General features: G+C 65.2%; 12 protein-coding genes and 1 riboswitch. Of the genes, 5 read left to right on the forward strand and 7 right to left on the reverse strand.

Annotation, left to right across the window (positions count from 1 at the left end):
- Together AC630_RS37545 and AC630_RS37550 are read right to left on the reverse strand one after the other, a co-directional pair.
- Positions 1–832: MHYT domain-containing protein (locus AC630_RS37545; RefSeq protein WP_074123416.1), on the reverse strand; the 832-nt coding region annotated here is incomplete at its 3' end.
- A 101-nt stretch (positions 833–933) separates the two neighbouring features.
- Positions 934–1,491, reverse strand: coding sequence for a 6,7-dimethyl-8-ribityllumazine synthase (locus AC630_RS37550; protein ID WP_074123417.1), 558 nt, complete (start codon positions 1,489–1,491; stop codon positions 934–936).
- Positions 1,492–1,566: 75 nt separating this feature from the next.
- Positions 1,567–1,729, reverse strand: a riboswitch (FMN riboswitch).
- A gap of 457 nt (positions 1,730–2,186) precedes the next feature.
- Here AC630_RS37550 and AC630_RS37555 point away from each other — a divergent pair.
- The gene (locus AC630_RS37555; protein ID WP_074123418.1) at positions 2,187–2,687 is read left to right on the forward strand and encodes a type III secretion system chaperone family protein; all 501 of its coding nucleotides are present in this window, start codon (positions 2,187–2,189) and stop codon (positions 2,685–2,687) included.
- A gap of 218 nt (positions 2,688–2,905) precedes the next feature.
- Positions 2,906–3,733, forward strand: a complete 828-nt coding sequence (gene proC, locus AC630_RS37560) for a pyrroline-5-carboxylate reductase (protein ID WP_502691583.1) — start codon at positions 2,906–2,908, stop codon at positions 3,731–3,733.
- A 131-nt stretch (positions 3,734–3,864) separates the two neighbouring features.
- On the opposite strand, the gene AC630_RS37565 is transcribed toward proC, so the two are convergent.
- From AC630_RS37565 to AC630_RS37585, 5 genes are all read right to left on the reverse strand, one after another.
- Complete coding sequence (locus AC630_RS37565; RefSeq protein WP_074123420.1) at positions 3,865–4,257, reverse strand: thioesterase family protein; 393 nt, start codon at positions 4,255–4,257, stop codon at positions 3,865–3,867.
- Positions 4,258–4,459: 202 nt separating this feature from the next.
- On the reverse strand, positions 4,460–4,726 hold the full coding sequence (locus tag AC630_RS37570) for a tautomerase family protein (RefSeq protein ID WP_283808480.1): 267 nt from the start codon (positions 4,724–4,726) through the stop codon (positions 4,460–4,462).
- Positions 4,727–4,781: 55 nt separating this feature from the next.
- Positions 4,782–6,296 carry a histidine--tRNA ligase gene (hisS, locus tag AC630_RS37575; protein WP_074123421.1) on the reverse strand — a complete coding sequence of 505 codons (1,515 nt, stop codon included), beginning with the start codon at positions 6,294–6,296 and terminating at the stop codon, positions 4,782–4,784.
- 48 nt (positions 6,297–6,344) lie between these two features.
- The gene (locus tag AC630_RS37580) at positions 6,345–6,869 is read right to left on the reverse strand and encodes a YegJ family protein (RefSeq protein WP_074123422.1); all 525 of its coding nucleotides are present in this window, start codon (positions 6,867–6,869) and stop codon (positions 6,345–6,347) included.
- Positions 6,870–7,088: 219 nt separating this feature from the next.
- Positions 7,089–8,171 carry a branched-chain amino acid aminotransferase gene (locus AC630_RS37585; protein WP_074123423.1) on the reverse strand — a complete coding sequence of 361 codons (1,083 nt, stop codon included), beginning with the start codon at positions 8,169–8,171 and terminating at the stop codon, positions 7,089–7,091.
- A gap of 339 nt (positions 8,172–8,510) precedes the next feature.
- Here AC630_RS37585 and AC630_RS37590 point away from each other — a divergent pair, with 339 nt between their 5' ends.
- The 3 genes from AC630_RS37590 to AC630_RS37600 are packed head-to-tail and all read left to right on the forward strand — an operon-like array spanning position 8,511 to position 11,189.
- Positions 8,511–9,053, forward strand: a complete 543-nt coding sequence (locus AC630_RS37590) for a MarR family winged helix-turn-helix transcriptional regulator (protein WP_074123424.1) — start codon at positions 8,511–8,513, stop codon at positions 9,051–9,053.
- Complete coding sequence (locus tag AC630_RS37595) at positions 9,050–9,781, forward strand: response regulator (protein ID WP_074123425.1); 732 nt, start codon at positions 9,050–9,052, stop codon at positions 9,779–9,781. Before AC630_RS37590 ends, AC630_RS37595 begins: the two co-directional genes overlap by 4 nt.
- A gap of 19 nt (positions 9,782–9,800) precedes the next feature.
- Positions 9,801–11,189, forward strand: coding sequence for an ATP-binding protein (locus tag AC630_RS37600; protein WP_074123426.1), 1,389 nt, complete (start codon positions 9,801–9,803; stop codon positions 11,187–11,189).
- Positions 11,190–11,253: the final 64 nt, after the last annotated feature.

Consider the following 11,253-nt stretch of genomic DNA (forward strand, 5'->3'; position numbering starts at 1 on the left):
CGCCGAGCGGCGCCACCGGTCGCGGCGATGATGTAGCGGCCAGTGCTACCGGCTCCGCGGTGGCAGGCACGGCAGGAATCGCGACCGGCTCCGCAGCGGCGGGAGCCTGCGCCTGCCGCCGCGGGTCCGGCACCAGCGAGAGCAAAAAGCCGGCCGCTATCACGAAGCACAACAGGGCAACCACGATCGAGAGAATTTGCTGCGACGCAGCGAGGCTGCCGCCGAGATGGTGATCCCCCTCGCCGGTCAGCGGCTCGAAATGCATCCCCAGCATCGCAGTGTAGTGCATGCCGGAGACCGCCACGCCGAAGACGATCGAGCTGACGATCAGGCGAACACCTTCCTGCTGCGCCAGGAAGGCGCGCAGACCGCCATAGGCGGTGACGATTGCGACCAGGATCGAGAGCAGCACCATCGAGCGGTCGTGCACGATGCCGAACGAACCGGCCAGCCCATGGATCCCGACATAGTGCATGCTGGCGATACCGACGCCGAGCAGGACGGCCGACGATGCGACCCGCCTCAAGGACGGCTCGCCGACCGAGACGAAGAACAGGGAGATGCCGACCACCAGTGCGCAGATCAGGAACGAGACGATGGTGGGCAGGACGAGATAGACCGTGTCCGGAGGCAGCGGTGCGGCCAGCATGCCGACGAAATGCATGGTCCAGATGCCGACGGCCAGAAACGCAGCAGCACCCGCGAGCAGCACGCGATTGCTGACGCCCGGCGTGTTGCGGATGCGAGCGGCAAGCGCAAAGCCGGTATAGCCCCCCAGGCTCGCGATCGCCACAGAGAGCGCGACGAGATAGGGATCGTGTCCTTCGAACATGATCTTGTCGGCCGCCCCGTCTCCACGGAGCGGCCTCCTCCCGCCGCCGACTTTATAAGGACGGCGGCGGAATTGACAATCAGCGGCGTGTGAAGCTGCCGTTACACAATTCCCGCCGCGACTTGGCCGCGCAGGCGTTCGAGCCCGAGCAACGTCTCCGCACAGGCTGCCGCGACCTCGACGCCCTTGATGGCAAAATGCCTGCGGAAGAAATCGTAGTGCACCTCGGTCTCGTGGAATTGCTGCGGCGTCAGCACGGCGGAGAACACCGGCACCTCGGTGCGGAGCTGTACGTCCATCAGCGCCTTGATCACAGTGTCGGCGACGAATTCGTGGCGATAGATGCCGCCGTCGACGACGAGGCCCGCCGCGACGATCGCGGTGTAGCGCCGCGTCTTGGCGAGGATCTGCGCGTGCAACGGGATTTCGAACGAGCCCGGCACCTCGAACACGTCGACATGAGTGAGATGGCGCGCTTCTGCCTCCTTCATGAAGGCGATGCGGGCCTCCTCGACCACGTCGTGGTGCCAACAGGCCTGCACGAAGGCTACCCGCTGCGGCTTCGCAAAGCGCGGATGCTCGGGCGCCGGATCCTGCGGAACCGGCGGTTGGGTGACTTCAGAAGCTTCGGCTTGGGGATCTTGCAACATCTGATTCATGGCTTTCCTTCTTAAGGACCAGAATCAGGGCACACGGAACGACAAACAGCCGCATCTTCCGATGCGTCTGCCACCGACCGTTCTCTTTCATCCGGACTTTGACCGTCGGCTTCGGAGTTGCACCGAATCTGCTGACCCTTCCCCGCTGGAAAAAATCCGTCGGAAGAAGGCGCTCGCGGGCTTAGGCCTTTCGGCCCTTACCGCCGGTGGGGACTTTCACCCCGCCCTGAGAACATCGGCCGTCCGGGATGAACGGCCTGACACGAAATATGACGCCGGTTCGGGGCCGCAGCAAGCGCGTTCCGCATGAAAAACCGCATGGTCCCATGCCGCCATGGAGGTCCTCTTGGAGGTCCTCTTGGCGGCCCGGCCCTCGCGGCGGAATTAGCGATTAGCGCTCATCTCGCGAATCCGATTCCGGTTTGTTCTCATTCGTTAAGAATTGTGGCCGAGAGATGAGCTGTGGACGAACGAGTCCGAGGCTGTGGACGGACTCGGCAGCCAGTTGCGCAGATTCCGCAAATCACATCAGTTGATCCGCGACAGGCCCGTGCTGATCCGAGGGGATCGCAAGAGCGACCCTGAGGGATCGCAAAAGCGACTCCGAGGAATCGCCGTAGCGACGTTTAGGGAGCGCGCACCGGGCCGAACCGCGTGCGTATCAAGACAACAATAAGGCAAGAGGTCGAGACGGCATGTCCCTGCTCGAAGGCAATATCGATTCCCGAAACCATCCGCTCGCGGTGGTCGAGGACATCGCTGCCAGCAACAACTGGCCGTTCGAACGCTCCGGTGAAGACGAACTCACGATTGTCTCCAAGGGACAATGGACCGACTACCAGATCTCCTTCACCTGGATGAGCGAGATCGAGGCGCTGCATCTGGCCTGCGCGTTCGACATGAAGATTCCGGTCGCGCGCCGGGGCGAGGTGCAGCGGCTCGTCGCCGCGGTCAACGAGCAATTGTGGATCGGGCACTTCGATCTCTGGACCAACACCGGCATGATCATGCATCGTCAGGCGCTCGTGCTACCAGGCGGACTGACTGCGTCGGCTGCGCAATGCGAAGCCATGCTCGCTGGCGCCATCCACGCCTGCGAGCGCTACTTCCCGGCGTTCCAGTTCGTGGTGTGGGCCGGCAAGACCACCGCGCAGGCCATGGACGCGGCGATGTTCGACACCGTAGGAGAGGCGTAGGCCTCTCTCCGAGATGGTGAGGGAACCGCAACTCCCTCCTCCGTCGTCCCGGACAAGCGAAGCGCATATCCGGGACCCATACCGCGTGATGCCGCTTGTGGCACAACGCTTGTTGCTCTGCCCTCCGTCCATTAGAACCGCCTGTGGTTATGGGTCCCCGCCCCCCCGTGCGCAATTGCGCACTAGGCGGGGTCGACAGCTCGTGTGTGGTGACCACTTTGACCAACAACAGCACTCTTCAAAACATCACCGGCACCATCCTCCTCGCCGGCGCCGGCAAGATGGGCGGCGCGATGCTGACCGGATGGCTGGCGGGTGGGCTCGATCCGCGCCGCGTCGCGGTGATCGATCCGCATATCTCGCCCGAGATCACCGCGCTTGCCGCCAAGGGCGTCGCGCTCAATCCCGATGTGAAGACTGCTGGCGCGGTCGAGACGCTGGTCGTCGCGGTGAAGCCGCAGATGTTCCGCGAAGCCGGCGCGAAGCTGAAACCGTTCGTCGCGGACAAGACCTCGGTGGTCTCGATCATGGCGGGAACCACAATCGCCTCGCTCCAGGAAGTCTGCGGCGGCGCCGTGGTGCGCGCGATGCCGAACACGCCGGCCGCGATCGGCCGCGGCATCACGGTGGCAGTCGCAGCGAAGAATGTCAGCGCCGGACAGCGAGCTGTGGCCGATGCGCTGCTTCGCGCCACCGGCTCGGTCGAGTGGGTCGACGATGAAGGCCTGATGGACGCGGTGACCGCCGTCTCCGGCTCGGGCCCGGCCTATGTGTTCCTGCTCGCCGAAGAGCTGGCCCGCGCCGGTGTCGAAGCGGGATTGCCCGAAGCACTGGCGACGAAGCTCGCGCGCGAAACGGTCGCTGGCTCCGGCGAGCTGCTGCACCGGTCGGATCTTCCCTCCAGCACGCTGCGCCAGAACGTCACCTCGCCCGGTGGCACCACGGCCGCAGCACTCGGCGTGCTGATGGGCGAGCCAGGCCTGCGCGAGCTGATGATCCGCGCGATTGCGGCGGCGACGAAGCGGTCGAAGGAACTGGCGAAGTAGCTGGATGCCGTAGGGTGGGCCAAGCGAAGCGTGCCCACCACCTCAATTGCGACCTCGGAGAGAATGGTGGGCACGGCGCTTCGCGCCTTTGCCCACCCTACCGCGTCGCGCTACGAGGCCCGCGCCCGCGGCTACGCCCCCAGCCGCTTGTTGAACATCTCGACATTGACGAGCCCGCGCGCGTGACGGCCTTCGCCAAGCTTGCGCGTCCCCTCGAACGCCTCGACCTCGAAACGGATGACGCGGCGCTCGACCGCGACCACCTTCGCGGTGGTCCGCACCGTCGCCCCGACGAGCGCAGCGGCGAGATGGCGGATATCGACCTCGGTGCCGACGGTGACCCAGCCCGGTTGAAGCGCGCTGCGGATCGCATCGCCCGACGTCATCTCCATCTCCAGGATCATCATCGGCGTCGCATAGACCATCGGCATGCCTGGCACGAAATGTCCGACCGTGCGCTCCGCCGGGACCACCAGCGTGCGCTCGGCGCTCATGCCGATCTTGATGAAGTCGCGTGCGTCCATGTTGCCTCACACACGGTGTCGTCCCGGACGAGCGAAGCGCAGATCCGGGACCCCCGCGCGAGCGCTTGCGCTCGTCGCAATAACCACAGGGCGTCGTGATTACGGGGACTCGGAGTTAGCGCTTCGCCAAATAACCACTCCCTGTGGTTATGGGTCACCGCATTCGCGGGGACGACGGCGCTGGATGTCGAACCAGCGGTGCCTACTTCTTCGCCGCGGCCGCGCGCTCCACAAAAGTCTTGCCGCCCTTCATCTTGTGGCGAAGCGGGGCTTCGTTGATCTGGATGACGACGGCTTCGGCATCGACGCCGAGATTCTTCACCAGCGCCTGCGTGATGTCGCGCATCATGCCGGCCTTCTGCTCGTCGGTGCGGCCTTCGGCCATGCTGATGGTAATCTCAGGCATCGTCTTCTCCCTGCTGCTGTCGTCGTGGCCGGGCTTGTCCCGGCCATCCACGTTCTTTCCCATCAAACAAGACGTGGATGCCCGGGACAAGCCCGGGCATGACGTCGCGTGCGAATGGCTAACCCCAGCTCACGTCATGGCGGGCCAGGACCTCGCGCACCTTCGCGACGAGATCGGCTTCGCTGCACGAGAACTGCGCCGGGCGGCTCTCGCGCCATTCCTGGTTGGAGGCGATCGCGGCCGCCGCTTTCGCGCCTTCGATCAGATCCTTGATCTGCACCTCGCCGCGCGCCTTTTCGTCGGAGCCCTGGATGATGACGCAGGGCGCATTGCGGCGGTCGGCATATTTGAGCTGGTTGCCCATGTTCTTGGGGTTGCCGAGATAGAGCTCGGCACGGATGCCGGCGGTGCGCAGGCTCGCGACCATCCTCTGATAGTCGGAAACGCGGTCGCGGTCGAACACGGTGACGACGACGGGGCCGAATTCGGGCCGCGTGTCGAGCTTGCCGAGCAGCGTCAGTGCGGCCTGCAAGCGCGACACGCCGATCGAGAAACCGGTCGCCGGCACCGGCTCGCCGCGGAAGCGCGAGACGAGGCCGTCATAACGTCCGCCGCCACCGACCGAGCCGAACCGTACCGGGCGGCCTTTCTCGTCCTTGGTGTCGAGCAGGAGTTCGACCTCGTAAACAGGCCCGGTGTAATATTCGAGACCGCGCACCACCGAGGGGTCGATGCGGATACGGTCCGCACCGTAACCTGACGCCGTGACCAGTTTGGCAATCTCTTCCAGCTCGCTCACGCCGGCCCGACCAATCTCGCTCTTGGCCAGATAGACATCTGCCGCAGCAATTGCCTCTTTCCAATCGTCGCGCTTTTCGGTGATGGCCAGAACAACGTCAGCCTCCGCCGCGCTCAGGTTAGCGCCTTTCGTGAAGTCGCCCTTGCCTTCTTCGCCACCATCCCACCTTCCGGGACCGAGCAATTTGCGCACTTCCTCGGCGGGAAACTTGTCGAGCTTGTCGATCGCGCGCAGCACAGTAAGCCTGCGTGCCGCGTTCTCGTCACCCGCGAGCCCAATCGCTTCCAGAACGCCGTCGAGCACCTTGCGGTTGTTCACCTTCACGACGTACTGGCCGCGCTGCACGCCCAGCGCCTCCATCGTGTCCGCAGCCATCATGCAGATCTCGGCGTCCGCCGCCGGCGTCGCCGAGCCGACCGTATCGGCGTCGAACTGCATGAACTGGCGGAAGCGGCCGGGGCCGGGCTTCTCGTTGCGGAACACATAGCCGGCGCGATAGCTGCGATAGGGTTTTGGCAGCGTGTCGAAATTCTCGGCGACGTAGCGGGCGAGCGGCGCAGTCAGGTCGTAGCGCAAGCTAATCCACTGCTCGTCGTCGTCCTGGAACGAGAACACGCCCTCGTTCGGACGATCCTGGTCGGGCAGGAATTTGCCGAGCGCGTCGGTGTATTCCATCGCCGGCGTTTCCACTGGCTCGAAGCCGTAGAGCTCGTAGACGGCGCGGATCTTCTCGACCATCTCGCGCGTCGCCCGGATCGCCGCGGGATCGCGATCCTCGAGCCCGCGCGGCAGGCGCGCCTTCAGTTTCTGGGGTTTCTTGGGTTTCTCGGCCATGCGCGGCGTTTACCAGCCGACGCGCAAAGCGGCAACCGCCGGCTCGCCCTACGGCTGCTCCATGCGCGCCCGGATCGCGTCCGCGTCCGCTTTCGGCAGCGACTTCAGCGTCGGCTTGATGGTTTCGCCGCCGACGATCTTGCCGTTGCGCATGAACATCCAATCCGAGATGTCGGCTTCGCTGAACTTGACCTCGTCGCCTGCCCGTTTGCCCGGCAGATCGCGCGGCTCGTTGGCGAAGAGACCCGAATAGGCCCCGTTCGGCAGCTTTTTCACGTCGGCGATCCAAATGTGCTCACCGCCCCTTCGAGTCGAAAAGTGCACTTTCAGCGAGTGCCCGGTCTCCGACGGCTTTGGCGCGTCATAGGAGGCCCAGAAGGTCGGGAGCGAGCCGCGGGCGCGCGCGATCGCGGCGTTCATCTCCGGATCGGTGGTGCGCACGTCGACGATGGGCGAGCGGTCTTCCGCCGCGACCTCGGGCTTGGGTCCGATGGTCAGGATGCCGAAGACGGTGGCGCCGGTGACAGCGGCGAGAACGGCCCATTTCAGAGGCTGGGGGAGCTTGGATGGCATGAGCGCGATGTCCGGATGACTCGGTGTCTCGGGCTTTGTCGCGCGACCGTGGCGGGGAGTTCATGGCACATGCCTGCCGATTGGCGTCCCCGGATGCTGCGCAGCGCGCCGCCTCTTGGCGGCGTGGTGCGCTGCTGATCCGGGGTCCATTCGCCGCAAGATGGGTCCCGGCTCTGCGCAGCAGCGTTTCACGCTGCAGCGCGTCCGGGACACGAGAAATTAAAACACCTTGCGGATCCAGTTGTGCGGATCGTTGGTGCGGCCGTACTGGATGTCGACGAGCTGCTTGCGCAGGCCCATGGCGACGGGGCCGGCCGCGCCGCCGCTGATCTCGAAATCGCCGCTCACCGAGCGCACCTTGCCGATCGGCGAGATCACGGCGGCGGTGCCGCAGGCAAACGCTTCCTTCAGCTTGCCGCTTGCCGCATCCTTGCGCCACTGATCGAGGGAGTACGGCTCCTCGCGCACCGTCTTGCCGGCATCGCGGGCGAGCGCGATGATGGAGTCGCGAGTGATGCCGGGCAGGATCGTGCCGAGCGGCGGCGTCAAGAGCGAGCCGTCATCGAACACGAAGAACACGTTCATGCCGCCGAGCTCCTCGATGTAGCGGCGCTCGACCGCGTCGAGGAAGACGACCTGATCGCAGCCGTGCTGGATGGCTTCTGCCTGCGCGCGCAGGCTCGCGGCATAATTGCCGCCGCATTTGACGGCGCCGGTGCCGCCGATCGCAGCGCGCGTGTAGTTCTCCGAGACCCAGATCGAGACCGGCGCAGGGCCGCCCTTGAAATAGGAGCCGACCGGCGACGCAATCACCGCGAAGATGTATTCGGACGACGGCTTGACGCCGAGGAAGGTCTCGCTCGCGATCATGAAGGGCCGCAGGTACAGGCTGCCCTCGCCGCCCGGCATCCAGGCGCGGTCGATGCGCACGACCTGCTCGACCGCTTCGATGAAGACGTCTTCGGGGATCTGCGCCATCGCCATGCGGTCGGCCGAGTCCTTGAAACGCCGCGCATTGGCGTCGGGGCGGAACAGGTTCACGCCGCCGTCGTCGCGCTTGTAGGCCTTGAGGCCTTCGAAGATTTCCTGCGCGTAGTGCAGGACGGCACCAGCCGGATCGATCTGGAAGTTTGCGCGCGCCTCGATGCGCGCCTCGTACCAGCCGCCCTTGGCCTGACTGTAGCGGACGATCGCCATGTGGTCGGTGAAGACCCGCCCGAAGCCGGGGTCGACCAGCTTGGCGACGCGGTCCTTCTCGGGGGTCGGATTGGATGCGGGCTGGATGTCGAATTTCATGCTCATTTCCTTGCCTCCCGCTGCCGGTAGCGGCGCTGTTCTGGCGCCCGCCAGCCCTGCTTCGGGCCCGGCTGGCTTGGTTGGGTTTCTGGCCGAACCACCGCCAGCCTTGTTACGGCCGGTTTCCGTGGCCAGCATGTCGCCGAGGACATGCTTTTGCGGAAGGCAGAAGTCCAGTATGTTTTGCCGAAATGCCGCTCGACAATCGTACGGTAGATCTGCTCCGGCCGTCGGCGCCTGTTGGGCTATCCGCGGCCGTCCTGCTTCGATGACACCCGACGCGAAACGATCTAAAATTTCGTGCGGGTCGATCGTTTTGTAACATTGAACCCAAGATACGTCAATATGCCTGACATAAATTTCGTGACACCCTCTCACGACGCCACCGAGCCCAGGTCGGCCGCAGGCGGCGGAGGCAATTTGCGCTGGGATATCATCGAGCTACTGTTCTTCGCCTATCGCGATTTCGTCGGCGATCCCGACCAGGAGCTCGAGGCCTTCGGCTTCGGCCGGGCCCATCACCGGGTCATGCACTTCGTCTACCGCTATCCCGGCCTCAAGGTCGCCGACCTCCTCAACGTCCTGCGCATCACCAAGCAGTCGCTCGGCCGGGTGCTCAAGCAGCTCCTGGACGAGGGCTATATCGTGCAGAAGACCGGCGATAATGATCGCCGTCAGCGCCTGCTCTACGCGACGCCGAAAGGCGAGACGTTGGTGCAGAAGCTCGCCGGCCTCCAGACCACGCGGATCACCAAGGCGCTTGCCGAGATGGCTCCGCAGGATGCCGAGACCGTCAAGCGCTTCCTGCGCGCGATGATCGACCGCGACGATCCGGACAAGGTGCTCGAGACGATCTTCGCCTCCGTCAATCAAGACGCAAAGGAGTGACCGTGCCGCTCGCTGCCACTCTCGCCCGCCCGCCGGCGCGCCCCGCCGACGACGCCCCGCATCTGCTGCTCGTCGACGACGACCGCCGCATCCGCGATCTGCTCTCGCGTTTCCTCGCCAGCGAAGGCTATCGGGTCACCACCGCCGCGAGCGCCGGCGATGCGCGCTCGAAGCTGCTCAGCCTGCATTTCGACCTCCTGATCCTCGACGTCATGATGCCCGGCGAGACCGGCTTCGATCTTGCCCGTTTCATCCGGACCTCCTCCTCGGTGCCGATCGTGATGCTGACGGCGCGCCATGAAGCCGAAAGCCGCATCGAGGGCCTGCAGATCGGTGCCGACGACTATGTGGCAAAGCCGTTCGAGCCGCGCGAGCTTGCGCTGCGCATCAACAACATCCTCAAGCGCGCCGCTCCGCCGCCACAGGCCGCGGCGGTGGAGAAGATCGCGTTCGGCCCCTACGTCTTCCACCTCGATCGCGGCGAATTACGCCAGGGCGAGGAGGTCATCCACCTCACCGACCGCGAGCGCGAGATGCTGCGCATCCTCTCGGAGACGCCGGGCGAGACCGTCCCGCGCAGCGCACTCACCGGCAACGGCAGCGTGAACGAGCGCGCCGTCGACGTGCAGATCAACCGCCTGCGGCGCAAGATCGAGACCGATCCCGCCAACCCGCTGTTCCTCCAGGCGGTGCGCGGCATCGGCTATCGGCTGGTGGCCTCGCCATAGATCAAGTGAAGCGCGACTGATGAGCACGATCGATACCGGCCTGACGCTTTTGAAGAGCGCCGCCGGCCGCGTCTCCGCCGCCAATGGCTGGATGGGCAATGCGTTCAAGGGCTGGATGCCGACCGGCCTCTATGCCCGCGCGCTCCTCATCATGATCGTGCCGATGGTGATACTGCAATCGGTTGTCGCCTTCGTGTTCATGGAGCGGCACTGGAACACGGTGACGCGCCGCCTGTCGGCCGCAGTGGTGCAGGACATCGCCGCGCTCATCGACGTCTACAAGGGCTATCCGCAGGACAAGGACCGCGACCAGATCCGCCGCATCGCCCAGCAGCGCCTCGGCCTCGTAGTCGATTTCCTGCCCCCCGGCGACATGCCGCCGCCGGGACCGAAACCGTTTTTCTCGCTGCTTGACCAGACTCTGTCGGTGCAGCTCGGCCGCCAGATCGGGCGATCCTTCTGGATCGACACGGTCGGTCGCTCCAATGTCGTCGAGATCCGCATCCAGCTCGACGATGCCGTGATGCGCGTGTTCGCGCAGCGCAGCGCGGCCTATGCCTCGAACTCGGAGATCTTCCTGTTCTGGATGGTCGGGACGTCCTCGATCCTCCTGATCGTCGCGGTGCTGTTCCTGCGCAACCAGATCAAGCCGATCCTGCGGCTTGCGGACGCCGCAGAAAGTTTCGGCAAGGGCCGCGAGGCGCCGAACTTCCGCCCCAGAGGCGCACGCGAGGTGCGGCGCGCGGCGGTCGCCTTCCTCGAAATGAAATCGCGCATCGAGCGCACGATGGAGCAGCGCACCGCGATGCTCGCCGGCGTCAGCCACGATCTGCGCACCATCCTGACCCGCTTCAAGCTCGAGCTGGCGCTGATCGGCGACAGTCCCGAGCTGGAGGGGATGCGCAAGGACGTCGACGAAATGTCGATGATGCTGGAGGACTACCTTGCGTTTGCCCGGGGCGATTCCGGCGAGCAGTCGCAGCCGACCGACATGGCGCAAGCGCTCGAAGAGCTGCGCAGCGACGCCGAACGCCACGGCCACACCGCAACCGTGGCGTTCCACGGCCTGCCCGTGGTCACGGTGAAGCCGGCCTCGTTCAAGCGCTGCCTGGCCAACCTCGTCACCAATGCCGCGCGCTACGGCAAGACCATCGCCATCGCCGGCCAGCGCGATCACCGTTATTTGACCGTCACGGTCGACGACGACGGACCGGGCATTCCCGCCCATCTGCGCGAAGAGGTGTTCAAGCCATTCCTGCGGCTGGACAACGCCCGCAACCAGGACGAAGGCGGCACGGGCCTTGGCCTTGCAATCGCCCGCGACATCGCCCGCTCGCATGGCGGCGACATCACGCTCGGCGACAGCCCGATGGGCGGACTACGGGCGAGTGTCAGGATTCCGGTGTAGCTTTCTTACCTCGCCCCGCTTGCGGGGAGAGGTCGAATTCGATCGCAGATCGAATTCGGGTGAG

Source organism: Bradyrhizobium sp. AS23.2, from assembly GCF_001908185.1.
Taxonomy (GTDB): Bacteria; Pseudomonadota; Alphaproteobacteria; order Rhizobiales; family Xanthobacteraceae; genus Bradyrhizobium.

What these genes read in the sequence shown, in the direction of transcription:
- AC630_RS37550 (WP_074123417.1), bottom strand. Translation starts at nt 1,491, where the DNA reads ATGAATCAGATGTTGCAAGATCCCCAAGCCGAAGCTTCTGAAGTCACC.
- AC630_RS37555 (WP_074123418.1), top strand. Translation starts at nt 2,187, where the DNA reads ATGTCCCTGCTCGAAGGCAATATCGATTCCCGAAACCATCCGCTCGCG.
- AC630_RS37565 (WP_074123420.1), bottom strand. Translation starts at nt 4,257, where the DNA reads ATGGACGCACGCGACTTCATCAAGATCGGCATGAGCGCCGAGCGCACG.
- AC630_RS37570 (WP_283808480.1), bottom strand. Translation starts at nt 4,726, where the DNA reads ATGGGAAAGAACGTGGATGGCCGGGACAAGCCCGGCCACGACGACAGC.
- hisS (WP_074123421.1), bottom strand. Translation starts at nt 6,296, where the DNA reads ATGGCCGAGAAACCCAAGAAACCCCAGAAACTGAAGGCGCGCCTGCCG.
- AC630_RS37580 (WP_074123422.1), bottom strand. Translation starts at nt 6,869, where the DNA reads ATGCCATCCAAGCTCCCCCAGCCTCTGAAATGGGCCGTTCTCGCCGCT.
- AC630_RS37585 (WP_074123423.1), bottom strand. Translation starts at nt 8,171, where the DNA reads ATGAGCATGAAATTCGACATCCAGCCCGCATCCAATCCGACCCCCGAG.
- AC630_RS37590 (WP_074123424.1), top strand. Translation starts at nt 8,511, where the DNA reads ATGCCTGACATAAATTTCGTGACACCCTCTCACGACGCCACCGAGCCC.
- AC630_RS37600 (WP_074123426.1), top strand. Translation starts at nt 9,801, where the DNA reads ATGAGCACGATCGATACCGGCCTGACGCTTTTGAAGAGCGCCGCCGGC.